The sequence below is a fragment of the Streptomyces sp. NPDC058231 genome, from assembly GCF_042882275.1.
In the GTDB taxonomy this organism is placed as follows: Bacteria; Actinomycetota; Actinomycetes; order Streptomycetales; family Streptomycetaceae; genus Streptomyces.
In genome coordinates this window covers 13,395-38,783 of record NZ_JBHVWN010000070.1, presented here as the reverse complement: position 1 = coordinate 38,783, position 25,389 = coordinate 13,395, and the positions used below count along the sequence as shown (strand labels likewise).

Sequence of the window (25,389 nt, the reverse complement as noted above, 5' to 3'; positions counted from 1 at the left end):
GCACACGACGGGTCATCACAAGCCCCCAGGCGGCGAGGCGACGTTCCTCTGCTACCGGCCTACTACGGCCCTGAACCGCCGTCAACAAACCACCACTAGGTCCCGCAGGTACGCGGTCGCTGCCTCGATCTCGTCGTCGTACGCGTTGACCACGAGGTACGGCGGGTGGACACCCCGAGCGGGTAGCACAGCACCCACCCGGGGCAGCTCAGCCCGGCCCTCCATCAGCTCATGCCGCAGTTCCACGGGACTCCTCCTCGTTTGTCGCATCGATCTACGGGCTGATCAACGAGTGGAGTTGGTGCAGATAACTGTGCGCCGGCGGACGGGCCTGCCGTACGACAAGGCGAAGGGCCGGAAGATCGCCGAGGTGATGAGGTGATGATCGGAAGAAGTGCCCTAGCCCCTGCGCCGCACTCTCCTGAGCAGCCGGGCAAGACCGGAGGATCCGCCACCGGGTGCGGACTCCTTCAGAGCCTTCTCCAGCTGGGCGAAGTGGTCCTTGCGGGTCCGGCTCAGATATTCGTCGGACGTCAGCGGCTCGGCTGTCTTCCACGCACGGCGGTGATCGCCGTCGTAGTGGGCGACATAGGCCTTGGCGAGTTCGATCACGGCCTTGAACGGGATGCCGTCGGTGTGGTCCCGGTCGACGACCTCCTGGACGGCCGACATCAGCCGTAGTTTCTCGTCGGTGTCGAAGGCGTCCTCGGCCACGGCCCGCAGCACGTCCTGCGGAATCGGCTTGACCACCTCGAAGGCCAGGGTGGAGCGGATGGGCGGCCCGGCGATCTCGATGTACGGAAGCAGCAGACCGGTGCTGTAGTGCAGCCACGGCAGCCGGGGGCTGGCGAAGTCCTGGTGCAGTACGACGGAGCCCGGCACCAGGCGGGGCAGGAAGCGCTCGGCCACGCAGCGGAAGACCCGCGCCGTCTTGGCTATGTCGATGTGCAGGAATTCGATGGGACTGTGATCCTCGGCGTCGGAGGTCTGCCAGATGTCGCCCGGATGCAGCTCGATGAATTCGATGAACGGCTTCAGCTTGTCCTTGAAGTCGTCGAGGAAGGAATTGGTGTCCTCGCGGGCGACCCCGGCGGAGAAGAATTTCTCGGAGGCGAAGGTACCCTTCCCGATCCGGAAGAAGTCGTACGCGTGCAGCTTGTCGGTCCTCTTGTCGAAGTCCGGGTTCTCACTGAGACCGAGTGCGAGCGCGTACGTCGATCCGCCGCCGCCCGACCCGAGTTCGACCACCTTGCCCTCTCCCGTCAACCGATCACGGCCCAGCAGGTAGAGAAAGCGCAATTCCCACGCGCTCACCTGCGAGTACGGGATCGTGTCCGGAAGTTCGACGTCGTCGAGCTGGGGGTAGAGCTTGCTGAGGGGCGCCACGGGTACCTCGCGGTCTCAGTCGGACGGACGGGTCGCGATATTAACGCCCTGCGCCGGTCAGGCGTCGGCGAAAACAGGCGAGGAATTCGAGGATTTCCCTGGCTTTCACACTCCGGATGAGCGGTGTTGAGCCGATGTTCCCCTGCTGATTCCGAATTCGGATGATCTCGTCCGCAAGCGGTGTCCGCGCGCCGCGCCCCGGGCCGGTGGAGGGGCTGCGTGCGTGCGCCGGTGGCACGGCCGGATCGCTCCGGTTCGATGGCGGTCTCACGTGTCAGGCGGTGCCGCGGAGACCCGGGACTCGACTGCGACGGCTCGGGACCGGTCACATCCGCTCACCACGGCTGTCGCCGACGCGTTCGTGGGTCGGGGCGACTGTGTGCCGAGCGGCGGGAGTCGAGCATCGGGAGACCGGCCCGCTGCACATCTTCATCACCAACACCGCCAAGCAACAAGTCATGCAAGCAATGCAAAAAACTTACACGGCACCGTCATTTTGGTAAGGAGATGAAAGAAAACATCTCGCATGAGCCTTGTGGAGTGGCCTGTCGGGTCCCTACTGTCGCCTCACCTCACGACGTCCGCTCCGCCTCGAACGTCCACGGCGGTCGCGCCTTACGAGAGAAACGAGCTGGGATGGCACGGAGCTTCAGCAGGAGAACGTGGCAGAGAACCGTGGCGGTGGTCGCAGCGGCGGCCGTGATCGGTCTCGGGCTCGGCGGGACGGCTCGGGCCGGGACGGAGAAGGCGGCGGCGGCCGTCGTGACGCGGGCGGGACTGGATCCGGCGCTGGTGGCAGGGCGCGGGGCCGACCTCGGATTCGCCGAACAGGAGGCGGAGAACGCCGCGACGAACGGCAAGGTCATCGGACCGGACCGGAGCGCGTACACACTGCCGGCGGAGGCGTCCGGGCGCAGGGCGGTGACGCTGGAGCGGGGCCAGTACGTGGAGTTCACCCTGCCGAGTGCCGCCGACGCGATCAGCGTGCGGTACAGCATTCCGGACGCGCCGGGCGGGGGAGGCATCACAGCGCCGCTCGACGTCACGGTGAACGGGCGTGACCGGACGACGATGACGCTGACGTCGAAGTACGCGTGGTTGTACAACCAGTATCCGTTCTCCAACGACCCGAACGCCGGTCTGCTGCACGACGACTGGTGGATCACCGAGTGCGGCTGCGTACCGCAGGCCACCACCCCGGCTCCGGTGATCACCAAGCCGTTCCGGCCGAATCACTTCTACGACGAGCAGCGGCTGCTGCTGGGCAAGCGGTACCGGGCGGGAGACACGATCCGGCTGGCGGTGCCCGAGCGCGCCGGGGCTGTGCCGACGACCGTCGATGTGCTCGACTCGCAGTCGGTGGCTCCGCCGCGCATCGTGCCCGTCGCGGCGAACGTGCTCGCCTTCGGCGCGGATCCGACCGGGCGGCGGGACTCGGCAGGCGCGATCGACAAGGCGATCACCTTCGCCAGGCGTGCCCACCTGAAGGTCTACATCCCACCGGGCACGTACCAGGTGAACCGTCACATCGTCGTGGACGACGTGACGGTCGAGGGAGCCGGCAGCTGGTACACGGTCATCAAGGGCCACCAGGTCACACTCGACGCCCCCGCCCCCGACGGATCCGTGCACACCGGGGTCGGTTTCTACGGCAGGGACGCATCGGCGGGCGGCAGCCGCAACGTCCATCTCTCGGGTTTCGCGATCGAGGGCGATGTCCGCGAGCGCATCGACACCGATCAGGTGAACGGCATCGGCGGGGCGCTCAGCGACTCCACGATCGAGGGCCTCTACATCCACCACACCAAGGTGGGCCTGTGGTTCGACGGGCCGATGTCGAACCTGCGGGTGACCGGGAACATGATCACCGACCAGATCGCCGACGGTCTCAACTTCCACATCGGGGTGACGGACTCCGCGGTCCGGAACAACTTCATCCGCAACTCCGGTGACGACGGTCTGGCCATGTGGTCGGAGAAGACCGGCAACGCCCGCAACACATTCGACCGCAACACCGTCCAGACGCCGGTGCTCGCCAACGGCATCGCGATCTACGGCGGCGCCGACAACACGGTGTCCAACAATCTCGTCGCCGACCCGATCCGCGAGGGCAGCGCTCTGCATGTGGGCTCCCGCTTCGGCGCCGTGCCGTTCACCGGGCATCTCCGGATCACCGGCAACACCACGGTACGGGCCGGTACTTACGAGCTGAACTGGAACATCGGGCTCGGTGCCATCTGGTTCTACGCGCTGGAGGGAGACGTCGCGGCGGACATCCAGGTAACCGGTGACACCTTCCTCGACAGCACCTACAACGCGATCATGCTGGTCGCCGACTGGCCGGTGAAGGACAAATACACGATCAGGGGCGTGCACTTCAAGGACGTCAGGGTCGACGGGACCGGCACCTCGGTGGTCAGCGCCCGCGCCGCCGGGGCGGCGACCTTCGAGAACGTGGATGCCCGCAATGTGGGCGCGGTGGGAGTCAACAACTGCGGGTCGTTCAACTTCCCCGCCACCGGATCGGAGTTCTCGCTGACCGACCTGGGCGGCAACGACGGAGGTGGCACCACCGGTCCCTGGCTGGGGTCGTGGGAGCTGCCGAACACCATCACCTGTGACGATCGCCCCGCGGTCGTCACACCGCCGGCGCCGTCCCCCTGGTGACACTCCCGCCTCCGGCGCGGGGCTCGGGGCCGTCCGCGAGGACCGCGGCCGGCCCCGGCCGCAGGCCGCCGCCGAGCGAGGTGCCATCGATGCGCCGGCGGCCCCGGGTCGATCGAGGAGCTGGTGCTGCCCCAGGGGAGCCGAGCAGGTCGCGGAACGGGCATGAAGGTGCCCGGGACCCGGCCGGAAACCTCGTCAGGGAGCGACGATCACGCGGCTGATCACCGGGAGGTGGTCCGAAGCGGTGGGGTCGGCGTGCACGACACGGGTGACGACCGGCTTGACCTTGTGGGTGGTGTAGATGTCGTCGATCCGCTCGGTCGGGGCCTCGGCGGGGTATGTCATCCCGTCCCGGCGGCCGGACTTCGCCCATGCGTCGGTGTAGCTGGTCTGCAACGGCTGGGACTCGGGTGCGGACGGAACCGCGTTGAAGTCGCCCACGAGGATCGCCGGATCGGCGTCACCTATCAGGTCGACGAGCTGCGGGGCCTGCTGGAGGCGGTCGGTCTGCGAGCTGGCGGCGAGGTGGGTGCAGTAGAACTGCACGGCCCTGCCACGGACGTCGAGCGTGGCGTGCAGCAGCCCGCGCTGCTCCTGCCCAGGGGACTTGAACAGCCAGGTGTTGTCCCATGCGGTGATCGGGTACCGGGACAGGACCGCCGTGCCGTACTGGATGCGGTGTCCGCCGGGAGCCGGCGGTTCGTTGTCGATGTTGGCACCGAATGCCACGTGGTATCCGAGCATGGCCGCCAGCTCGGCAGGCTGATCGGACCAGTTGCTGCGTCCGGAGTAGTTGTTGTCGACCTCCTGCAGCCCGATCACATCGGCACCGCTCCTCCGGACGACGTCCGCGATCCGCTGGAGGTCGAGTGCGTCATCGGTGCCCTGGGCGTGGTGGATGTTGAACGTCATCACGTCCAGCACACGGGCACCTCTGCCCTCGGTGGCTGAGGCCTGGGCGATGCCCGTGGTGGCGAGCACAGAGGCGAGGGCGAGTGCGGACAGGGTACGGCGCAGCATGGTGCGGTCCTCCTGGGGCAGGGGTCGGAGACGATCACGATCTTGGTCTGTCCCCCTGTCCGATTCGTGGCCGTGAGGTGAAGAGTTCCTCCCCTCCCGATGTCGCGCGCACCCAGGGAATCCCGGCCTCTTCGCGTCGTGGCCGAGGGGCTGCGGACAGACGTTCCCGATGCTTCTCACACCTGGGGACGAGCGGGTGTGTGGCAGGCGTAACCACTCGTGATCAGTCCGGGTGACGTCGGCGTAACGGGCATTTCGTACGGTCGGGAGATCCGATCCGACCACGAAAGAGGACACCTGGTGGCCACAGAGCGCTCACGGACCGGTGCCGAGCAGGTGCGGACCGTCTGCTCGTACTGCGGTGTCGGCTGCGGCATGGTCCTCGACATCGCGACCCGCTCCGACGGCCGCCGCGAGGTTCTCAAGGCATCGGGCGACAGGACCCATCCCGCCAACTTCGGCCGACTCTGCACCAAGGGTGCGACCACGGCCGACATGCTGGCGGCCCCCGGGCGGCTGACCTCGGCGCTGCAACGAGCCGAGCGCGGCGCCGAGGCCGTACCGGTCGCCGTGGACGAGGCGATCACCTCCACGGCGCGGCGACTGCGGGCGATCGTCGACGAACACGGACCGGATGCGGTCGCGCTCTACGTATCGGGGCAGATGAGCCTGGAGGCGCAGTACCTCGCCAACAAACTCGCCAAGGGTTTCCTGCGGACCAACCAGATCGAGTCCAACTCCCGGCTCTGCATGGCCAGTGCGGGAAGCGGCTACAAGCTGTCCCTCGGAGCCGACGGCCCGCCCGGCTCCTACCAGGACTTCGACCACGCCGACGTCTTCTTCGTCATCGGCTCCAACATGGCCGACTGCCACCCGATTCTCTTCCTGAGGATGATGGAACGCGTCAAGGGGGGCGCGAAGCTGATCGTCGTCGACCCGCGGCGTACCGCTACCGCGGACAAGGCAAGCCTGTTCCTCCAGATCCGGCCGGGCGCGGATCTCGCGCTGCTCAACGGCCTGTTGTATCTGCTCCACGAGAACGGACACCTGGACGCCGGTTTCATCGTGGACCGTACCGAGGGCTGGGAGGCGATGCCGGAGTTCCTCGCCGGCTATCCCCCCGCCACGGTCGCCGAGCTCACCGGCATCCCGGAGGAGGACATCCGGAAGGCCGCGCTGTGGATCGGCGAGGCGGGGGAGTGGATGAGCTGCTGGACCATGGGGCTCAACCAGTCCACGCACGGCACCTGGAACACCAATGCGCTGATCAATCTCCACCTGGCCACCGGGGCGATCTGCCGACCGGGCAGCGGCCCGTTCTCGCTCACCGGTCAGCCCAACGCCATGGGCGGCCGCGAAATGGGCTACATGGGTCCGGGGCTGCCCGGACAGAGATCCGTACTGGTGGACGGGGACCGTGCCTTCATCGAGGAGCTGTGGGGTCTGGAGCCCGGCACGGTGCGCATGGACGGCTCCGGTCAGGGAACCGTCGACATGTTCCGGCGGATGGCGGAGGGCGAGATCAAGGCCTGCTGGATCATCTGCACCAACCCCGTGGCATCGGTCGCCAACCGCAGGACCGTCATCGAGGGACTGGAGACGGCCGAACTGGTCATCACGCAGGACGTGTTCGCCGGTACGGAGACCAACGCCTACGCCGATGTGGTCCTCCCCGGGGCGCTGTGGAGCGAGACCGAAGGCGTACTGGTCAACAGCGAGCGCAACCTCACCCTCGCCCGGCCGGCGGTCGATCCGCCCGGTGAGGCGATGGCCGACTGGCGCCTCATCGCACGCATCGCCTGCGAGATGGGGTACGAGAAGGCGTTCTCCTACGACAGCGCGGAGGATGTCTTCGAGGAGATCAAGCGGGCCCGGAACCCGAAGACCGGGTACGACCTGCGGGGTGTGACGTACGAGCGGCTGCGTGCCACCCCCGTCCAGTGGCCGGCCGCCGATGTCGAGGGGCCGGACCGCAACCCCGTCCGGTACATGGGCGCGGAGGGCGATGGCCCGGTGTTCCCGACGGCGAGCGGCCGGGCGGTGTTCTTTGCCCGGCCACACATCCCCGCGGCGGAAATGCCCGACGACGACTACCCGTTCGTCCTCAACACCGGACGACTCCAGCACCAATGGCACACCCTCACCAAGACCGGCAGAGTCGACAAGCTGAACAAGCTCAACCCCGCTCCTTTCGTCGAGCTCCATCCGGAGGACGCCGACAGCCTGGGCATCACCGAGGGCGACTCCGTGGAAGTCGCGTCCCGGCGTGGCCGGGCCGTGCTGCCTGCCGTGGTGACGGACCGGGTGCGGCCGGGTTGCTGCTTCGCACCGTTCCACTGGAACGACCTGTTCGGTGAGTACCTGAGCATCAACGCGGTGACCAGCGACGCCGTCGACCCGATCTCCTTCCAGCCCGAGTTCAAGGTGTGCGCGGTGACGCTGGCCAAGGTCAACACGCAGCCGGCAGCCGTTCCGCAGTCGGCCCGCACCCTCGCCGCGGAGCCGTGGCCGGCGGCGGAGACCACCGACACCGGCGCCGCGGCCGTGTTCGGACTGGAGAGCGCGCCGCCGCCGGTACTTGCCGAGCACGAACGCCAGTACCTCGTCGGCTTTCTGGCCGGCCTGGAGTCGGGCGCACCGGGAGTCCCCGTCCTCCCGCCCGGCGCCCCCTTCACCGAGGCGCACGCCCGCTGGGCGAACGGCGCACTCGCCGGTCTGTACTCGCGGGCCCCGCGGACGGAGCCCGAACTCTCGGCGCGGGTCGACGGCGAAAACCGTGAGGTGGTGGTCCTGTGGGCCTCGCAGACCGGAAACGCGGAGGAGTTCGCGGCGGCCACCGCCGCCCGGCTCACCGCTGCCGGACACCGCACCGCTCTCATGGGCATGGACACCACCGACCTCCGAACCCTCCCGGCCACCGCTGACCTTCTGTTGATCACCAGCACCTTCGGCGACGGGGACGCGCCCGACAACGGCACCGGCTTCTGGGAGGCGCTCAGCTCACCCGACATCGCACGCCTGGACGGCCGGCGTTACGCCGTCCTCGCCTTCGGGGACTCCTCCTACGACGACTTCTGCGGCCACGGGCGGCGCCTCGACCAGCGCCTGGACGCTCTGGGAGCCGTTCGCCTGGCACCGCGGACCGACTGCGAACCGGACTACGAACCCTCCGCCCACGCCTGGCTCGACCAGATCTTCACGCGCCTGAACGAGAAGCCGTCGACCGCAGCGCGGACCGCCCCGGCGCCGGCGACCGGGCCCGTCCGCCGTACCAAGCCCGCACCGGCCGTCGCCCGGCTGACCGGCAACCGGCTGCTCAGCCTTCCCGGCGCGGGCAAGGAGGTCCGGCGGTTCACCTTCGACAGCCGGGACAGCGAGACGCCACTGGTCTACGAAGCCGGTGACGCGCTCGGGGTGCACCCGCTCAACCGCCCCGAGCTGGTGGTCGAGTGGCTCGCCGTCACCGGCCTCGAGGCCGACACCGCCGTGAAGGTCCCGGGAGTGGGCGACGTGCCACTCGGCGTCTCCCTTCACCAGCACCTGGACATCACCCGGCTCACTCCCGCCCTGCTGGGTTTCATCACCGAGCGCACCGGCGACCGCGACCTGAAGAAGCTGCTGCGGCCCGACAACAAGGGCGAGCTCGCCCAGTGGTCATGGGGTCGCCAGGCCGTCGACGTCATCGCCGAGTACGCCGTCCGCGCCGATGCCCAGGACTGGACCGACGTCCTCAAGCGTCTGCAACCCCGCCTGTACTCCATCTCGTCCAGCCCGCTGACCGACCCCCAGCAGGTATCGCTGACGGTCTCCGTCGTCCGGTACGAGACTCTGCACGGCCGCCCCCGCCAGGGCGTCTGCTCGCCCTTCCTCGCAGATGCCGAGCCCGACGCCCCGGTGTCGGTCTTCGTCCAGCGTTCACCGCACTTCCGGCCACCGGCCGACCCCACGGCCCCGATGGTCATGGTCGGCCCCGGAACCGGCGTGGCCCCGTTCATCGGGTTCCTCGACGAACGCCGGGCCCGCGGACACAGCGGCCCCAACTGGCTCTTCTTCGGTGAACAGCACCGTGCCACCGACTTCTACTACGAGGACGAGCTGTCCGCCTTCGTCGGCGACGGCACCCTCACCCGGCTCGACACCGCCTTCTCCCGCGACCAGCGTTCCAAGATCTACGTCCAGGACCGCATGCGTGAGCACGGCGCACAGCTCTGGTCATGGCTGCGGAACGGCGCGCACTTCTACGTGTGCGGAGACGCCGCCCGCATGGCCAAGGACGTCGACCACGCGCTGCGCGACATCGCCGTCGCACATGGCGGCCTCGACCCCGAAACCGCCGCTGTGTACGTCAAGCAGCTCACCGCTGACAAACGCTACGTCCGCGACGTCTATTGATCGCCGGTCGCCACCCCGCGGTGGCACGACGGTCTGCGCTGCCGCATACGCGCGGAGCCTGGAGGATGCGCCGGCCGAGGCCGTCAGGCCCCGGCCCCGGCCCGGACGACCGCACCGGACATTCCGCTCCCGGACGCTGCGACATCCACCGGGCCGTCCCGGCCCGTCGACCCCGGCCGCCGTCGGCGCGCGCTCCCCGCCCGTGCGGAGTTCGTACTACTGGCTCACTACTTGCTGATGGCGAAGCGCATCAGGGCCTGCTCGTCGCCCTGCTTGATCTTCCCCGTCACATTGATCACCTCGAGCTTCCAGCTGTCCCCGATACGGACGGCCTTGGCCACGGCGCAGCCGTTGTCATTGCTGAGCAGGCTCGGCCAGATGTCGGCGACCTGCTGAGAGCTGCCCCCGGTCGCGTCGTACACCTTGAAGCTGATGTTGCGCGCCTTCTGGAAGGAACTGCCCTTCTTGTACGCGGCGGCGACGAACACTATCGACGTGATGTTGTGCGGGATCCGCGCGAACTCGACCGTCACCGTCTCGTCGTCGCCGTCCCCGCGCCCGGTCTGGTTGTCGCCGCTGTGGGCCAGGGAGCCGTTGCCCATGGGGTCGAGGGAGTCGAGGCCCGCGAGGCGTACCGGATCCGCCCCCTGCATCGCGATGGCGATCAGGTCGAGGTCGGTACCGCTCTTGCGGCGGAGCACGCCCATCACTCCGCCACTGCTCCCGGCGGTGGGGTCCCAGGACACTCCGATGGACAGGTGGGTCACTCCGTCCAGATCCGCCGGTCCGTCTTCCTTCTTGAGCGTAATCATGCGTGGATCATCCTTCTGACGACGGGACTGTGACACATAGAGTGTGCCTGGCACTCCTTGTGTTCTACACGCCAGGTCCATCACTCGGTAGCGTGGTGGCACCGTCCGCCGATCCCGGCGGCAACCGCCACGCAGAAATCCTCCGGCATCTGCCACGGTTCCGTGCTCATCGGCGTAGTACGCCTCCCCTCCTGCGACGACGAGGGCCGGCGGCTGGAGGCGCACGCGTCATGGGTGGCACATACCCTCACCCCGCACCAGCCGGTCCTGAGTCCCGGACAGCACGACGAACCGATCTCGAGGGGAGTGGACACCGATGCGAGACAAGTGGCTGATCGGTTGCCATACGGCCCTGATATCCTTTTTTGCCCTGCTGGGGGCGGCCGGATGCGGCCTTCTGCCATCGGACCCGGCGGATCCGCCGGTGTTTGGTGCCCGGGCCGAGGGCAAGGTCATCGTCGTCAAGATTCCCCTCTGCTCCACGGACGACATGCGGCGTGTCGACGTCTCGGACTTCGACGACACCGAGCACGAGACACCGCGCACGGTGTGGTGGGCCTCCGACCCGACACCGGCGGTGGCCGCAACAGGAGTTGTCAGACTCTGGTCGGGGGAGGGATTCCGGCGCCATGCTGCGGAGCCGGGCACATCCGCCGTTCCCCGCCACCTCGACGTCGGCTATACGGATCCCACCGGTGACGGACGAGACGATGTCCTCGACCTGGTTACGATCGCGAAGGCGCAGTTGAAGGCCGGAGAGTACTGGACGCGCAACGGTCCCAAGACCGCCGCTCAGATCGACGCGCAACTCCACTGCCGTGGCCAGGAAGCCGGTACGAGATCGCTGCCGTTCGTCACGGACGAGTCAACGGCGCTGCAGATTCAGCAGTTGCCGTAGTACCTGTCGTAGAAGGCGGAGTGTTCTGCGTATGACTGCGGGTGTCGGTGCCGGCCGGACCGTGCACTCGATGCGACCATCGCGAGATCGACCGGTACTTCGTCGGAGTCGTACAGGGGCGCTCGGTCGTCGTGGTGGGCGCCTGCATACCCCCGCGCGTGGTTGCCTCGTACACGGCGCCGACGGCGTGAAGCCTCCGGCCCGCGATCGCGGAGTGCCCGGAGGATGCGCGCCGTCCGCCGTCCTGGATTCCGCTCGCGCCGGTCTCTTGCATGTACCATTGGTACATCTGAATGTGTGGTGGCCAGGAGGGCGATCCCATGGAGGCAGGCGTGTGGTCAATGCTTGACCAGCTCGGTGACGAACTCGGGGACTTCTACCGTGACCTGCACCGGAATCCCGAGCTGTCCCTGCAGGAGCACCGAACGGCCGGACGTGTCGCCGAGAAGCTTCGAGCGCAGGGTTTCGAGGTGAGTGACCATGTGGGTGGTACGGGAGTGGTCGGCCTCCTCCGCAACGGCGACGGTCCCGTGGTGATGCTCCGGGCCGATTTCGATGCCCTGCCTGTGGAGGAGAAGACCGGACTCCCGTACGCGAGCAGCGTCCGGGCGGTCGACGCGCAGGGCCATGAGGTGCCGGTGATGCATGCGTGCGGCCACGACATGCACGCCACCTGTCTGGTCGGTGCCGCCGCTCTGCTCGCCCGCTCGACGGATCTCTGGGCAGGAACGCTGCTCCTGGTCTTCCAGCCTGCCGAGGAACTCGCCTGCGGTGCACGGAACATGGTCGAGGACGGACTGTTCGAGCGATTCCCCGTGCCGGACATCGTGCTCGGCCAGCACCTTGCCCCCCTCCCGGCCGGCGTGATCGGTCACTCGACGGGGCCGGTCATGGCGGCGTCCGACTCGGCCCACGTGGTCCTGCACGGTCGTGGCGGGCACGGGTCGCGGCCCGAGGCCACGATCGACCCGGTGCTGCTGGGTGCGCACGTCGTCACCCGACTGCAGGGGATCGTGGCCCGGGAGGTGCCGCCCGCGGAGACAGCGGTGGTGACGGTGGGTCGCTTCCAGGCGGGGGCCAAGGACAACGTCATCCCGGACACCGCGGAGCTCGGGATCAACCTGCGTGCCTACTCGGCGGAGGTCCGTACGCAGGTCATGACGGCGATCGAACGAATCGTCCGCGCCGAGGCGTCCGCCAGCGGTGCGCCCGAGCCGGACGTGGAGTGGGGCACCAGCGCCCCTCTTCTGGTAAACGACCCGGATGCTGCCTCGGCCACGTTCGCCGCATTCACCGAGGAGTTCGGCGAGCAGCGTCTGATGCCGCTGCCGCCGGTCGCGGCCAGTGAGGACGTCGGGGTCTTCGGGGAGGCAGCGGACGCGCCCACGGTCTATTGGTTCTGGGGTGGTCTGGATCCGGAAGTCTTCGCTTCAGCCATGGCCGCCGGAGGGATCGACTCGCTGCCGAGCAACCACTCACCGCACTTCGCGCCGGTTGTCGAACCCACTCTTGGCACCGGTGTGCAGGCCCTCGTCGTTGCCGCACTGGCTTGGCTGGGCAAGCCCGCTGTTCCTCTTGCTTGAATGACCTGTGCGGCGGCATGAGGCCCCGGCCGAACACTGCGGAGGACCATGAGTGACACCACGCCGCGCGAGAAACTGCTGCGCAGGGGCCAGGAGGTCCTGGTCGAACGGGGCAGGCTCAGCGATCTGACGCTGCGCGGTCTCGCGGAACGTCTGGGCACCAGCCACCGCATGCTGATTCACCATTTCGGGTCCCGGGACGGATACCTTGCCGCGCTGCTGAGCGATCTGCGCCGGCAGGAGCTGGCCGCGCTGCGGGCGGCTTCAGCCGAAGGCACCTACCGGGATGCGTTGCGGCTGCTGGAGGAGATCTATCTGGATCCCGCCCAGCAGCCGCGGATCACCGCCTTCTTCTACGTCCTCGGTCTGGCCGTCCAGGATCCTGGGACGTACCGCGAGTTCCTCGATTCGCTGGAGGACTGGGTAGCGCTGTGCTCCGAGTGGGGTGAGCGTGAGGGCCTTGCACCCCAGGTGGCACGGGCCAGGGCGCAGGCCCTGATCTGGACGAGTCGCGGGCTGCTGGTGAAGGGCATCGCCACCGGCGATGTCCCGGGAGCACTGCGGGAACTCAGGGAGGTCATCGACCACCTGGGCTGGTGAGGCGTACCCGGCCGGCAACATCGTGAACAGTCATACGGTGCATCCAAGCGGACGCCACTGACACTGTCCTGACTGCGGACCGACGGTGACCGCGCGCGGTACGGGAACCCACCAGCGCTCCGACAGACGGTGTCCTGATGGGGTGCGGTCTGCGAAACTGATTGCCTGTGACCCATTCCGATCTTGCCCTCCGTATCCATACCGCCTCTCATCTGACCGGCAGGTTCACCCTCCGGTCCGGTCGCACGGCCACGGAGTACTTCGACAAGTACCGGTTCGAGGCGGATCCGGTCCTGCTGGATGAGATCGCCCGGAGAATGGCCCCGCTGGTGCCGTCCGGCACGGAGGTGCTGGCCGGGCTCGAGATGGGCGGCATCCCGGTGGTGACCGCGCTCGGTCGGCACACCGGGTTGCCCTGCGCGTTCGTACGCAAGGGGGCGAAGCCGTACGGCACTTGCCGCCTCGCCGAGGGCGCCGAGGTCGCGGAGCGCCGGGTCCTGGTCGTCGAGGACGTGGTCACCAGCGGTGGCCAGATCGTGCTGTCGACCGCAGACCTGCGGGGCCTGGGTGCTCAGGTGGGTGAAGCCCTGTGCGTGATCGACCGGGAGCAAGGTGGCGCCGCCGCTCTCGCAGCCGAGGGCATCGAGCTTCTGTCGCTGCTGACGGCCGAGGGCCTGCGGCTCGCCGCGGCGGCCGAGCGCGAACATGGTGGCCGTGACCACATGTGACGGCCGTCAGGTCGCGGCCGCAGGTCGTAGGCTGAGCGGATGACCGCTCCTGGAGGGAATTCCCGAGCCGTCGCTCTGCAGGACCTCTTGACCGATCGTTATTCCTCGCCCGTCGTTGTCGAGCGCTGGGAGCGGTTGGCGCCCTGGGCCGTGGCGCGGGTCCGGCTACGGGGATCTGCCGCACCTCGTTCCGTCGTCGTCAAATGGATCCCGGCCGACCGTGATCAGGCCCGAACTGCCCAGGAGAGGCTGTGCAGCGAGCTGGCAGCGCTCCAGTTCCTCGGTGACGATGTCGGGATCGGTCTGGCCCCTCGCGTCGTTGCCGCCGACATGGCTGCCCGGTTCCTCGTGCTGGAGGACCTTGCACCACGTGTTGCCCTCGACCAGTTGCTTCGACGCGACGGAGCGGTTGCCCACAGCGAACGACTGGCTGCCTCTGCCCGCGCCCGAGGTGAGCTGAGCGCGGCCACCGTCGGGCTGGGCGCGGTCTACCGCGCTCGCCGCGCCGGGCTGGGCCCGGTCGACTCCGCGGCCGATCCGTCGGGCCGACTTGCGCCGCACCGAGGTGGAGCGGTCGAACACGCCGCAGCCATCGGGGTGCCGCTCGACGGCGGTGCTGCACGCGAACTCGACTCAGCAATCGCTGAGTTGAATGACCCGGGCCCCTTCCCCGCCCTCAGTAACGGTGACGCGGAAGCCAACAACATCCTTCTCCACGCCTCCGGCCCGGCCGACGCCCGCCTCATCGACTTCGAATTCGCCGGCTACACCCATGCGCTGAACGACGCCGTGTGCCTCTACGTCCCCGGCCCGGCGTGGATGACGGTGGGTGACCCCATCACCACGGGCCTGGCCGACCAGTACCGAAGGGCCCTGGCCCGCGGTATCCCGGAGGCGGAGGACGACCGACGCTACGGATTCGGGCTCGCCGCGGCCTGCATGTCCTGGGCTTTGGTCCGTCTGCAGCGGTTCGCCCAGCTGGACGCCCGTCCACCGGGTGACCGAAGTCGCCTCCAGCTCGTCTCCACACTCGAAGCCGCCGCCCGCACCGCCGCCGGCCACAAGGCCCTGCCGCATCTCACCGTCTGGGGGCGTCGCGTCGCCACCCGGTTGCGCCGCCGCTGGCCCGACGCGGACCAGGACTTCGCCGACGGGGCAACGTTTCCGCCCTACCGGTCTCGGCACTGACCGACGCCGCCCCCGAACGCGCAGCTGCGCCACGCGCCGTCGTGGGCGGCTCCGTCCGCGACCGGCGCAGTACGCTGCCAGCACTCCACCACTTCGGCCGCAGACGGGGATTTCCCGCGTGACCGAGCAGTCCTCCTGATCCGGAAAGCCGTTCCTGTGTGTCGTCCGCGCGACCGGAAACGCCGACGGGCCGGGGCCGGCTGCTCCACGGGAGGGCGGCGGATGGTCAAAGGCCCCGGACCTCAAGGGCATGTGAGCGATAGGCGAAAGGCTCGGACAGCATGACAGAGAAGACGTCCCGTGGCTCGGGGCAGCAGGCCGACGGAAGGCCCGGCGGGGCTGCCGCCCCCGACGCGCCAGTGATCTTGAGCAACAAGGCCGGTTCGTTCGCCTGGGGCGTTCTGGCCGAACGCCATCCGGCCCTGATCCAGCAGGTGCGAGACGCCTTCCCGTACGGCCGCCGCCAGCACGGGGCCCTCGATGCCCTGCTGGACGAGATCACCCATGGTGTCGTCGAACCGTTGGCCTCCTCGGATCAGGACCACGGACACTGGTCGGAATGGGGACATGAACACTTCGGGCGGCGATGGTTCGACATCCCGTTCCTGTGGGCGGAGAGCTACTTCTACCGCAGACTCCTCGGTGCGGTCGAGTACTTCGGGACGGGCCCGTGGCAGGGAATCGATCCGTTCGCCCCTTTCAAACAGGCCGAACTGCTGGGCGCGGCGGTGGACGAGGAACTGCGGGCCTTGGACGTACTCCCGGACACGCCGGCCGACGAGCGGGCCGTGGCCCTGCTCCACGCCTCGCTCTGGGGCAACCGCGCGGACCTCGGCTTCCGTGTCGCGGCGGGGGACTCGGCCCTCGGCGACGCCCAGCCCGGCCTGGTCGTGGACGACAGCGCCGCTCTCTGGTCGCTCCTGCCCGAAGGCGCGCCTTCCACGGTTGCTGTCGTGGCGGACAACGCGGCACGAGAACTGATCCCGGACCTGATCCTCATCGACCACCTTCTCGATCACCGGCTGGCGGACCAGGTCGTGCTCCACGTCAAGCCCCACCCGTACTACGTCTCCGACGCGATGACGGCGGACGTCGTCGACTGCCTGCGCCGCCTCACCCGCGCGCCCGCCGAGGCCGGCCGGATCGGCGGACGTCTGTGGGAGGCCATGTCGGCGGGGCGCCTGGAGATCCGCAGCCACCCGTTCTTCTGCGCTCCGCTGCCGTACGAGGAGATGCCCGACGATCTCCGGAAGGAGTTCGCGGCCGCCACGCTCACGATCCTGAAGGGCGACCTCAACTACCGTCGGCTCGTGGGCGACCGGCTGTGGGACGCGACCACGCCGTTCGCGGACGTCACCGCGTACTTCCCGGGGGCTGTCGCGGCGCTCCGTACCCTGAAGTCCGATGTCGTCGTCGGGTTGGAGGAGCGGGCCCTGGCCGACCTCGAACGGTCCGGAGCGGCTTGGCGTACCAGCGGTACCCACGCTCTGATCCAGGTGCGGGCGTAGACCTGGCGCGACCTGCTCCTCACCCTGCGAGCGCTGGAGCCGCGGCCGGGTGCCCGGCCCCGCACGGAGCCTCGGTGCTGTCTCCGACCCGGGGCGGCGCAGGTCATCCCGCGCCCGGAACGACGGCAGGAGGCGCCGACCCACGCGCTGGATCCGAAGGAGGACGATGGTGATCACCCCCGGTGAGTACGCGGCACTGTCCGCCGTGGACATCGCCCGTCACGTGGCACGGGGCGACCTGAAAGCGGTCGACGTCACCTCGGCCGCCCTGGCCCGTATCGCCGAACATGACGATGACCTGCGCGCCTTCACGGAGATCTGGGCCGAACAGGCTCTTGCCCGAGCCGCCGACGTCGACGCCCAGGTCACCCGTGGAGCGCGGCTGCCCCTGGCCGGCGTGCCGATCGGTGTCAAGGCAGGCGAAGGCGCCGGCTCCTACCAGAACACCCGGCTCGTGGACGCCGGTTGCGTACCGGTCGGGGCCACCTCGGTGCCGCGCAACAACCGGGGCTGGCAGACCTACGGCCACACCGACCGGGGACCCACCCTCAACCCGCTCAACCCGGCATGGTCACCGGGCGGCTCATCGGCCGGAGCGGCGACCGCGGTCGCCGCAGGCCTCGTCCCGCTCGCGAGCGGATCCGACGGCGCCGGATCGGTGCGTATTCCTGCCGCGTGGTGCGGCATCGTCGGCCTCAAGCCCACCAACGGGCGGTTGCCCGCCCGTGATCGAGCGGGCCTGAACTCGCCCGGGGTCCTCGTCCGCAGCCCGCGAGACGCCCGCGCGTACCTTGACGTGTTCGACGGTCCGCCGACGATCGCCCCCCGGTCCGCGCACCCGCTCACGGCGACCTGGTCGGCCACGCTCGGGTACGCGGACACCGACCCCGAAGTCGCCGCCGTCGCGCGGAGCGCGGCTGAAAGACTCGAAACCGCTGGGCTGATCACCTGGGCCGAAGGCGCCGATCTCACGCTCGTCGACCCCGCGCCCGTCTGGGCAGCGCTTCGTGCGGGCTCGTCCCTCTCCACCGAGCTCAGCAGCATCACGACGACCAACGAAGAGCGGCTGCGTGACTGCTGCGAACGAGCCGACCTCATCATCACGCCCACCACCCCTCACCCTCCGCACGGCCACGGTGGCCCAGGACATCGCATGAGTGTCGCGCTGACCTGGTCCTTCAACATCAGTGGACATCCGGCCATCAGCCTGCCGGCAGGTACGACTTCCCGGGGTGAGCCCGTCGGCCTCCAACTCGTGGCCCGCCACCATGCCGAGCCACAGCTCCTCGCCGTCGCCGACCGCGCCGTTCGACCGGAACTTCGGTGAGTCGTGGACGTGGGCCGGTCAGCGGGAGTCGGGCCGGGCACTCTCCCGCTCGGCCTCGGGTGGCCGGGAGAGGTCGACGCAGGGTCTTGCCGATGTCATCCCCGCCCGGCTGCCATGCCGGGCCACGGAGTCCGCTTCACGATTCTTCGGGCTTGTGGGCGAGGAAGAAGGCCTGCTGTCCCTGCCGGGGCCTTTCGCTCTCGTCGGGTTCACGGATCATCCGGGCGTCCATGACGAGGCCGGCCCTGCTCATCAGGTCGGCGACGTGGTCGGCAGACATCCAGTAGACGTCGAGCGACAGCTCGTGACCGTATGCCCGGTCCAGGTGTCGAAGCCGGTCGCCGACCTTGAATGCCAGGAGCATGTGGCCGCCCGGGGCCAGCACCCGGTGGCACTCTGCGAACACGGTGGGCAGCAGCTCCGGTGGGGTGTGCACGGTCGAGTACCAGGCGACGATGCCGCCGAGCGTCCCGTCGTCCAGCTCCAGCGCGGTCATCGACCCTTCGGCGAACCGAAGTCCGGGATACCTCCGGCCGGCGACCGCGATCATCTCGGGAGACAGGTCGATACCGAACGCGTCGACTCCGAGCGCGTGGAGGTGGGCCGTGACGCGGCCCGGGCCGCAACCGAGGTCGGCGACAGGCCCGTTGCCAGGTGCCCGCACGAGTTCGGAGAACGCGGCGAGCATCGCGCGGTCCAGCGGTTTTGCGTCCAGTTCGTCGCGGAGGAGCCTCTCGTAGTCGGCGGCGACGGTGTCGTAGGCCGTCCGGGTGGAGCACAGATAGGTCGCTTCAGTCATGATCGGCGAGGGTAGTCCGCCCTCTCCGCTCGTCGTCCACCCGGGGGAGCGGACCGTGATCCGGGTCGGCCGCCGGTTCACCCGCCGCGTGGGCAGCATCGAGGAAGCACACGTCACGCCGGACTTCCCCGGTCCGCCCGATCCGATCCGGTCATGCACGGCCGATGCGGATCAGCGCCTCCCGCGCCGTCCTGCACAGTTCCTCGGCCACGCCACGAGCTCCGCCGCGCCGCTGTCGCCGGAAGCCACGAACCTTCTCACCGCGAGCAGTTGGGATACGAGCGCCGTCGGGTCGCTCTCCACGGCGGCTTGCCGCCGCAGCGCCGCGAGTGCCGTCGGGGCGTCGTCCGGGATCTCGCGAAGGAGCCAGGCCGCGCGGGTCCTGACCGCCGCGGAGCGGTCCGCGACGAACGGCACGACGTGCCGGGCACCGTCCGCGAACACGGTGTACGTCAGGTGGTGCACACCGACGGAGCTCCGGCAGGCGTTGTGACCGCGCTGGGCCAGGAACTCGAGCACCTGGACCCGGCGCCTGCGGTCGAGCTCCGGGAGCAGGGTGAAGAGACGGGCCGCCGCGTGCGCGAAGCGCGGTTCGTCGGTCTGCCACCCGAGCTTCTCCGCCAGCCGCTGCCACGCGCCGCGACGGTTCCCGATGGTCACCAGCCCCCGCAACAGCCCCGGAATTTCCTCCTGCCCGGCCGGAACCCCTTCGAGCACGTGCCAGGCCGCTTCGGCCCCCCGGTCGTCCATGACCGTGATCCTAGGCGCCGCCCGATCCTGCCGGACCGTGCAGCGCGATGCCGTTGCGCGCATGTGCCGTGCAGGCACGGCGGCATGCCCCACGGGCTTCTGCTGGTCGGTGGAGCGGGACGCAGAGGGGGGTGTGCCCCGACCCGTCAGGAGCAGGGATCGCTGTCGTCGCGGAGGGTCACACCGGGCCGGGTGTTCAGTGACCACATGTGGGTGCACTGCGGACACTGCAGGTGGACGACCGGCCCCTTGTTGGAGATCAGGTAGCGCCAGTGCTCGCCGCAGTTGCGGCGGTCGGCGCAGGGCGCGCAATGACGGGCGTCGTCGCAGACGGGGCACGCCACCCAGGCGCGACGGGCAGGGTCCGCCTGCGGGTCAATGGGAAGCCGCACGGCCCGGCTCCTCTCCCGGCAGGACACCGGCCGCCACCAGCAGGTCGTACGTGCGCTGCTGCTCGGCATCCAGGCCCGAGTAGAGGAGCGCGTACGCTTCGTCCTCGCCTCGGAGGGTGGCCATCGGGTCCCAGTCGGGGCCGAGCGCGGCCACGACCTCGGCCCGTCGCCGGGCTTCCTCGAAGGTCAGGTCGATCGTGAAGGGGATGAGGCCGGTGGTGTTGTCCTGGTTCATGGCGAGACTTCCGATGTGTTGGCAGAGCCCCACCATCTGTACCAGGCACCCGCACGGACAGGGAAGGGTGACCTAAGTCGCCCTGGCGCGGCCCGGGGCAGCGCGCCATCCGGGCCGCCGGTGCGGTGCGCGCGGATCGGCGGACAGGGGTGGGCCGTTGCCGGCACCGGGCCTGGAACGGCACACATCGTCCGATCGTGGCGCTGTGATGTACTTCACGGACCGCTCCACCGGGTGGACCCGCCCCGCGCGGAGCGCTGTCGTCACCGGCGCAGATGCGTCCCACCTCCCCACGCGCGTCGGCCTCGCGAGTCCCCTCATCGGCAGCGTCGCCGACGCGACTTCGCTGAAGGTGGCCCTGGTCCCGCTCGGCCTGATGCCCGCGCTGAACCGGCTGCTCTTCCGAGCACTGTCCGGACCGTTCCTCACCGCAAGGACGTTACGGCCGCGCCGGACCGGTCGGCGGCGGGCTCTCGGCGGATGCGTTCGATGCCGGGATCGCAGACCACTGCCAGTCGCGGACCACGGGCAGATCCTCACCATGGGCACGGATGTAGTGGCGGTGCTCGATCAGCATGTTGCGCAGTTCCTCCCTGCGGTGCGCGGAGACTCCCTGCAGCCGGGGCACCCGGTCGATGACGTCGATGGCCAGGTGGAACCGGTCGATCCGGTTGAGTACGCACATGTCGAAAGGCGTGGTGGTCGTGCCCTCCTCCATGTAGCCACGCACGTGCACCTGGTCATGGTTGGTGCGCCGATAGGTCAGGCGGTGGATCAGCCACGGGTACCCGTGGTAGGCGAAAATGACCGGCCGGTCGGTGGTGAACAGCGCGTCGAACTCACGGTCCGACAGCCCGTGCGGGTGCTCCCCTTCGCTCTGCAGCCGCATCAGGTCCACCACGTTCACCACACGCACCCGCAGATCGGGGAACCAGCCGCGCAGGATCTCGGCCGCGGCGAGGGTCTCCATCGTCGGCACGTCCCCGGCGCAGCCCAGCACCACGTCGGGCTCGACGCCGGCGTCCGTGCTGGCCCACTCCCAGATCCCGACGCCCTTGGTGCAGTGCACGATCGCGTCATCCATGCTCAGGTACTGCAGTTGCGGCTGCTTGCCGGCGACGATGACATTGACATACTGCTTGCTGCGCAGGCAGTGATCGACCGTGGACAACAGGGTGTTGGCGTCCGGCGGCAGATAGACCCGGATCACGTCGGCCTTCTTGTTCACCATGTGATCGATGAAGCCGGGGTCCTGGTGCGAGAACCCGTTGTGGTCCTGCCGCCATACATGGCTGCTCAGCAGGTAGTTGAGTGAGGCGATCGGACGTCGCCATTCGATGCGGCCAGTGGTCTTCAGCCACTTGGCATGCTGGTTGAACATCGAGTCGACGATATGGATGAACGCCTCGTAGCAGGAGAAGAACCCATGACGGCCAGTCAGCAGATAGCCCTCCAGCCACCCCTGACAGGTGTGCTCGGACAGGATCTCCATCAGCCGGCCATCGGTGGCGAGGCCCACGTCGTCGGACTCGATCCGGGCCTCCCAGGTCCGTCCCGTGGCCTCGAGAACGGCATCCAGCCGGTTGGAGTTGTTCTCGTCCGGGGCCAGGACCCGGAAGTTGTTCATGTTGCGGAGCATCACGTCCCGCAGAAACTTTCCCAGGACCCGGGTGGACTCCACCGCTCCCGTGCCGGGCGACTCGACCGGCACCGCGTAGTCGCGGAAGTCCGGCATCCGTAGGTCGCGCAGGAGCAGGCCGCCGTTGGCATGAGGATTGGCGCTCATCCGCCGCTCGCCCGCCGGATGCAGGTCACGGATCTCGGGCACCGGGGCGCCGGACTCGTCGAACAGCTCCTCGGGCCGGTAGCTGCGCATCCACTGCTCGAGCACCGCCCGGTGCGCCTCGTCGCCGCGGGCGTTGCTGAACGGCACCTGGTGCGAGCGCCAGGAGCCCTCCACCTTCAGCCCGTCGACCTCCTTGGGGCCGGTCCAGCCCTTCGGGGTGCGCAGGACGATCATCGGCCAGCGGGGCCGCTCGGTGACTCCGTCATGGCGGGCGAGCCGCTGGATCTGTGCGATCTCGTCGAGGCACCGGTCCATGGCGGCCGCGAAGTCCTGGTGCATACGTGCCGGGTCGGAACCCTCCACCAGATGGGGAACGTAGCCGTAGCCGCGCAACAACTGGTCAAGTTCCTCGGGTTCGATGCGGGCGAGCACGGTCGGTCCGGCGATCTTGTAGCCGTTGAGGTGGAGGATCGGCAGCACCGCACCGTCGCGCTGCGGGTCGAGGAACTTGTTGGAGTGCCAGCTGGTCGCCAGCGGGCCCGTCTCCGCCTCCCCGTCGCCGACGACCACGGCGACGGTCAGCCCGGGGTTGTCGAATGCCGCGCCGTAGGCGTGCGACAGGGAGTATCCGAGCTCACCGCCCTCGTGGATCGATCCCGGGGTCTCCGGGGCCACATGGCTGGGGATGCCGCCCGGAAACGAGAACTGGGTGAACAGCTTCTTCATGCCTGGCGCGTCCTGGGACACGTCGGCGTAGATCTCGCTGTACGTTCCTTCCAGCCACGCCGCCGCCACCGGTCCCGGACCTCCGTGACCGGGACCCATCACGTAGATCATGTCGAGGTCGCGCTCGGTGATGCACCGGTTGAGGTGGGCGTAGACGAAATTGAGTCCCGGGGTGGTTCCCCAGTGCCCGAGCAGCCGGGACTTCACGTGTTCGGGGTGCAGAGGTTCGCGCAGCAGTGGGTTGTCCAGCAGGTAGATCTCACCGACGGACAGGTAGTTCGCCGCCCGCCACCACGCGTTGATCGCGTGCAGCTGTTCCGGATCGAGCGGGTCGGCCGCTGCGACCGGGGCCGCAGTGGTCCGAGTTCTGTTCATGTCCATCCCAGCCTTCCCTTCGGTGCAATTCGGCTGCCACGACCGGGGAGTGGGCGCGCCACGACGCCCCGGTGGTTCACGACGGTCAGCGGTTGGGGCCCGCACTCCGGCAGCCGAGGTCGGGGTAGGCCGGGTGCTCCCGCTCCGGCAGTCACGACGAGCGGGCTCGGCTGCGTGAGGTCATGTGTTGCCGCCGGGGTGGAGCACGACCTTGGTCCAGCCGTCGTCTCGGGCGTCGAAGTGCTCGTAGGCGGTGGGGGCTTCGTCGAGATCGAGTTCGTGCGAGACGATGAAGCTGGGCTCCGCCCGGCCGCCGGCGATCAGGTCGCGCAGGGCTCGGTTGTACCTCTTGACCGGCGCCTGGCCCGTGCCCATCCGCTGGCCCTTGAGCCACATCATGCCGAAGTCGATCGGCACTTTGCCCTGGGCCTCCAGTTCTCCCTGGGCATCGGCGCCTCCGGGGTCCTGGGGCAGGAACACGCCCACGACGCCGATGTTGCCGGTGAAACGGACGGATTCGATCAGGCCGTTGAGAGGCAGACTTGCGTCTTCGTGTCCCTGTGGGTCGTGGGCCTGATATCCGACGCATTCGCAGCCGTTGTCGGCCCCGAGCCCGAGAGTTGCTTCCTTGACGACCTCGGCCGGGTCCTCTTCGGTGATGTCGATCGGGATGACGCCGATCTCTTCCGCGACGCGCAGTCGGTCGGGGTGGTGGTCGGCGATCCATACCCGGCCGGCTCCCCTGAGGACCGCGGAGTAGGCGGCCATCAGGCCCACGGGCCCCGCCCCGTAGACAATGGTCTGGTCGCCGGGCTTGACGTCGGCCATCTCGGTCGCGTGGTAGCCGGTGGGGAAGATGTCGGCCAACATGACGTAGTCCACCTGGCGTTCCGCCGCGTCCTCGCCGAGCCGCAGGGCGTTGAAATCTCCGTACGGCACACGCAGCAGCTCCGCCTGCCCGCCCTGGTACGGGCCCATGTCGGCGAACCCGTAGGCGGCACCGGCGAGCGCAGGCTCCGGCTGCATGGTCAGGCAGTAGTTGGTCAGCCCCTGCTCGCACTGCTTGCAGAAACCGCAGGCGATGTTGAACGGCAGGACGACGTACTCGCCGACCTTGATCTTGCTGACGGCCGGGCCCACCTCGACGACCTGCCCGAGGTTTTCGTGCCCCAGGGTGCGACCGGTCTCGAAGTCGGTGCGTCCTTCGTACATGTGCAGGTCGGAGCCGCAGATGTTGGTGCTGGTTATCTTCACGACGATGTCGCAGGGGTGCTCGATCTTCGCGTCCGGTACGTCCTTCACCGTGACCGCCCGCGGTCCTTCGTATACCGCTGCTTTCATGATCACTCCTCGATGGTCGCCCGCAGCCATGAAGGCCGTCACGAAGGCGACCGCATCCTTGTCGGTGCGCACCCGGTCGGAATTCATCGCGCCGCCGACCAGCAGCAACGCCGCGTAGTCGTCCGCACACGCGTCGGACGGCTTCCGGTCCGCAGGCATGGTCCCCGTCGCGTCGACACCCCCTGGCGGGCGTTCGTTTCCCCCGCAGGGAGGGAGAACAGTCCCGTTTCGGCTCCGGCGCCGTGCAGCGCGCCCCGGGACCGCTCGGCGGCGATGTGTTCCACGCCGTCCGTGGCCGGGACGGCGACCTCGCGGCCGCCCAGCTCGTCGGTCATGGATCCCGGACCTCGATTCTCGGCGTTGCCTCAGGCAAGCGAAGCGAGAATCCACCTGCCTCGTCTCTTATCCGCTGAAGCCACCGCAGACCTCCCCACGGCGGGTGTCTTCTACAAGGCTCGCATCTGGGTAAACCCTGTCAAACGCTGCCGAACACCGGTCGGCCGACTCGATGCTGAGACGCACGCTCACCTGGGAAGGCTCCGCCCGCCTCTGCTGCCCTGCCGACCGATGGGAAATTCCTGGCGACGGTTCGTGTCACAAGGAGGGGCGATTTCCGGTCAAAGTTATTGAAGTGTGAATATTTCTACGGGCGGCCTGGGCCGACCGGGCGAGGAGGTCTCCAGTGTGGTGTGCCTGTGGAACTGTGGCGCCTGTGGAGCGCGCGCATGTGCCTTGCGACCGGCCGTACGGACCTGTGCCTGTGCGCCCGTTCGCACCGGGATGTGCGGCCGGCGGCGCGTACACACAAGGGTTGCCCGGGGGGCGTCCCGGATACGGGAGCTCCTCCCGTACGGATGCGGCTCCGGGAGACAAATG

The 25,389-nt window shown here is 68.8% G+C and carries 20 protein-coding genes; 9 read left to right on the top strand and 11 right to left on the bottom strand.

Annotated elements, in window-relative coordinates; all coding sequences use genetic code 11:
* Positions 1–81 precede the first annotated feature (81 nt).
* Entirely contained in the window at positions 82–246 is a 165-nt protein-coding gene (locus ACFVXE_RS31770; protein ID WP_389676391.1) for a hypothetical protein, read from the bottom strand.
* Between the two features lie 153 nt (positions 247–399).
* The gene (locus ACFVXE_RS31765) at positions 400–1,386 is read right to left on the bottom strand and encodes a class I SAM-dependent methyltransferase (RefSeq protein ID WP_389676389.1); all 987 of its coding nucleotides are present in this window, start codon (positions 1,384–1,386) and stop codon (positions 400–402) included.
* A 636-nt stretch (positions 1,387–2,022) separates the two neighbouring features.
* On the opposite strand from ACFVXE_RS31765, the gene ACFVXE_RS31760 reads away from it, so the two are divergent.
* A complete protein-coding gene (locus ACFVXE_RS31760; RefSeq protein ID WP_389676388.1) occupies positions 2,023–4,053 on the top strand; it encodes a glycosyl hydrolase family 28-related protein in 2,031 nt (676 codons plus the stop codon).
* A 195-nt stretch (positions 4,054–4,248) separates the two neighbouring features.
* Here the strand turns inward: ACFVXE_RS31760 and ACFVXE_RS31755 are convergent, their stop codons facing one another.
* On the bottom strand, positions 4,249–5,073 hold the full coding sequence (locus ACFVXE_RS31755; protein WP_389676386.1) for an endonuclease/exonuclease/phosphatase family protein: 825 nt from the start codon (positions 5,071–5,073) through the stop codon (positions 4,249–4,251).
* A 375-nt stretch (positions 5,074–5,448) separates the two neighbouring features.
* Here ACFVXE_RS31755 and ACFVXE_RS31750 point away from each other — a divergent pair, with 375 nt between their 5' ends.
* Entirely contained in the window at positions 5,449–9,465 is a 4,017-nt protein-coding gene (locus tag ACFVXE_RS31750; RefSeq protein ID WP_389676399.1) for a molybdopterin-dependent oxidoreductase, read from the top strand.
* 227 nt (positions 9,466–9,692) lie between these two features.
* Here the strand turns inward: ACFVXE_RS31750 and ACFVXE_RS31745 are convergent, their stop codons facing one another.
* Positions 9,693–10,277, bottom strand: coding sequence for a TerD family protein (locus tag ACFVXE_RS31745; RefSeq protein WP_389676385.1), 585 nt, complete (start codon positions 10,275–10,277; stop codon positions 9,693–9,695).
* A 316-nt stretch (positions 10,278–10,593) separates the two neighbouring features.
* Here ACFVXE_RS31745 and ACFVXE_RS31740 point away from each other — a divergent pair, with 316 nt between their 5' ends.
* The 4 genes from ACFVXE_RS31740 to ACFVXE_RS31725 all read left to right on the top strand — a co-directional run bounded on the left by ACFVXE_RS31740 (position 10,594) and on the right by ACFVXE_RS31725 (position 14,086).
* A complete protein-coding gene (locus ACFVXE_RS31740; protein WP_389676384.1) occupies positions 10,594–11,175 on the top strand; it encodes a hypothetical protein in 582 nt (193 codons plus the stop codon).
* Positions 11,176–11,516: 341 nt separating this feature from the next.
* Entirely contained in the window at positions 11,517–12,758 is a 1,242-nt protein-coding gene (locus ACFVXE_RS31735; protein ID WP_389676397.1) for an amidohydrolase, read from the top strand.
* A 48-nt stretch (positions 12,759–12,806) separates the two neighbouring features.
* A complete protein-coding gene (locus ACFVXE_RS31730; RefSeq protein WP_389676383.1) occupies positions 12,807–13,358 on the top strand; it encodes a TetR/AcrR family transcriptional regulator in 552 nt (183 codons plus the stop codon).
* 167 nt (positions 13,359–13,525) lie between these two features.
* Entirely contained in the window at positions 13,526–14,086 is a 561-nt protein-coding gene (locus tag ACFVXE_RS31725) for an orotate phosphoribosyltransferase (protein ID WP_389676381.1), read from the top strand.
* Between the two features lie 165 nt (positions 14,087–14,251).
* Here ACFVXE_RS31725 and ACFVXE_RS31720 read toward each other — a convergent pair whose 3' ends face one another.
* Positions 14,252–14,668: a hypothetical protein gene (locus ACFVXE_RS31720; RefSeq protein ID WP_389676379.1), complete on the bottom strand. Its 417-nt coding sequence runs from the start codon at positions 14,666–14,668 to the stop codon at positions 14,252–14,254.
* 66 nt (positions 14,669–14,734) lie between these two features.
* On the opposite strand from ACFVXE_RS31720, the gene ACFVXE_RS31715 reads away from it, so the two are divergent.
* From ACFVXE_RS31715 to ACFVXE_RS31705, 3 genes are all read left to right on the top strand, one after another.
* On the top strand, positions 14,735–15,274 hold the full coding sequence (locus ACFVXE_RS31715; RefSeq protein ID WP_389676377.1) for a hypothetical protein: 540 nt from the start codon (positions 14,735–14,737) through the stop codon (positions 15,272–15,274).
* 281 nt (positions 15,275–15,555) lie between these two features.
* Positions 15,556–16,782 (top strand): damage-control phosphatase ARMT1 family protein, encoded by a 1,227-nt coding sequence (locus tag ACFVXE_RS31710; RefSeq protein ID WP_389676375.1) that lies wholly within the window; start codon positions 15,556–15,558, stop codon positions 16,780–16,782.
* 166 nt (positions 16,783–16,948) lie between these two features.
* Positions 16,949–18,109, top strand: a complete 1,161-nt coding sequence (locus ACFVXE_RS31705) for an amidase (protein ID WP_389676374.1) — start codon at positions 16,949–16,951, stop codon at positions 18,107–18,109.
* Between the two features lie 136 nt (positions 18,110–18,245).
* On the opposite strand, the gene ACFVXE_RS31700 is transcribed toward ACFVXE_RS31705, so the two are convergent.
* The 6 genes from ACFVXE_RS31700 to ACFVXE_RS31675 all read right to left on the bottom strand — a co-directional run bounded on the left by ACFVXE_RS31700 (position 18,246) and on the right by ACFVXE_RS31675 (position 24,513).
* Complete coding sequence (locus tag ACFVXE_RS31700; protein WP_389676372.1) at positions 18,246–18,908, bottom strand: class I SAM-dependent DNA methyltransferase; 663 nt, start codon at positions 18,906–18,908, stop codon at positions 18,246–18,248.
* A 171-nt stretch (positions 18,909–19,079) separates the two neighbouring features.
* Positions 19,080–19,658: a hypothetical protein gene (locus ACFVXE_RS31695; RefSeq protein ID WP_389676371.1), complete on the bottom strand. Its 579-nt coding sequence runs from the start codon at positions 19,656–19,658 to the stop codon at positions 19,080–19,082.
* A gap of 146 nt (positions 19,659–19,804) precedes the next feature.
* Positions 19,805–20,050, bottom strand: coding sequence for a hypothetical protein (locus ACFVXE_RS31690; protein WP_389676370.1), 246 nt, complete (start codon positions 20,048–20,050; stop codon positions 19,805–19,807).
* Complete coding sequence (locus tag ACFVXE_RS31685; protein WP_389676369.1) at positions 20,034–20,285, bottom strand: DUF6400 family protein; 252 nt, start codon at positions 20,283–20,285, stop codon at positions 20,034–20,036. Before ACFVXE_RS31685 ends, ACFVXE_RS31690 begins: the two co-directional genes overlap by 17 nt.
* Positions 20,286–20,724: 439 nt before the next feature.
* A complete protein-coding gene (locus ACFVXE_RS31680; RefSeq protein WP_389676368.1) occupies positions 20,725–23,178 on the bottom strand; it encodes a phosphoketolase in 2,454 nt (817 codons plus the stop codon).
* A gap of 174 nt (positions 23,179–23,352) precedes the next feature.
* The gene (locus ACFVXE_RS31675) at positions 23,353–24,513 is read right to left on the bottom strand and encodes a glutathione-independent formaldehyde dehydrogenase (RefSeq protein WP_389676395.1); all 1,161 of its coding nucleotides are present in this window, start codon (positions 24,511–24,513) and stop codon (positions 23,353–23,355) included.
* Positions 24,514–25,389: the final 876 nt, after the last annotated feature.

Excerpts from the sequence above, each read along its gene's own strand:
- ACFVXE_RS31750 (WP_389676399.1), top strand. The coding sequence starts at position 5,449 with ATGGTCCTCGACATCGCGACCCGCTCCGACGGCCGCCGCGAGGTTCTC.
- ACFVXE_RS31735 (WP_389676397.1), top strand. The coding sequence starts at position 11,517 with ATGCTTGACCAGCTCGGTGACGAACTCGGGGACTTCTACCGTGACCTG.
- ACFVXE_RS31755 (WP_389676386.1), bottom strand. The coding sequence starts at position 5,073 with ATGCTGCGCCGTACCCTGTCCGCACTCGCCCTCGCCTCTGTGCTCGCC.
- ACFVXE_RS31745 (WP_389676385.1), bottom strand. The coding sequence starts at position 10,277 with ATGATTACGCTCAAGAAGGAAGACGGACCGGCGGATCTGGACGGAGTG.
- ACFVXE_RS31760 (WP_389676388.1), top strand. The coding sequence starts at position 2,023 with ATGGCACGGAGCTTCAGCAGGAGAACGTGGCAGAGAACCGTGGCGGTG.
- ACFVXE_RS31710 (WP_389676375.1), top strand. The coding sequence starts at position 15,556 with ATGACAGAGAAGACGTCCCGTGGCTCGGGGCAGCAGGCCGACGGAAGG.
- ACFVXE_RS31700 (WP_389676372.1), bottom strand. The coding sequence starts at position 18,908 with ATGACTGAAGCGACCTATCTGTGCTCCACCCGGACGGCCTACGACACC.
- ACFVXE_RS31685 (WP_389676369.1), bottom strand. The coding sequence starts at position 20,285 with ATGAACCAGGACAACACCACCGGCCTCATCCCCTTCACGATCGACCTG.
- ACFVXE_RS31675 (WP_389676395.1), bottom strand. The coding sequence starts at position 24,513 with ATGAAAGCAGCGGTATACGAAGGACCGCGGGCGGTCACGGTGAAGGAC.
- ACFVXE_RS31740 (WP_389676384.1), top strand. The coding sequence starts at position 10,594 with ATGCGAGACAAGTGGCTGATCGGTTGCCATACGGCCCTGATATCCTTT.
- ACFVXE_RS31695 (WP_389676371.1), bottom strand. The coding sequence starts at position 19,658 with ATGGACGACCGGGGGGCCGAAGCGGCCTGGCACGTGCTCGAAGGGGTT.
- ACFVXE_RS31730 (WP_389676383.1), top strand. The coding sequence starts at position 12,807 with ATGAGTGACACCACGCCGCGCGAGAAACTGCTGCGCAGGGGCCAGGAG.
- ACFVXE_RS31680 (WP_389676368.1), bottom strand. The coding sequence starts at position 23,178 with ATGGACATGAACAGAACTCGGACCACTGCGGCCCCGGTCGCAGCGGCC.
- ACFVXE_RS31705 (WP_389676374.1), top strand. The coding sequence starts at position 16,949 with ATGGTGATCACCCCCGGTGAGTACGCGGCACTGTCCGCCGTGGACATC.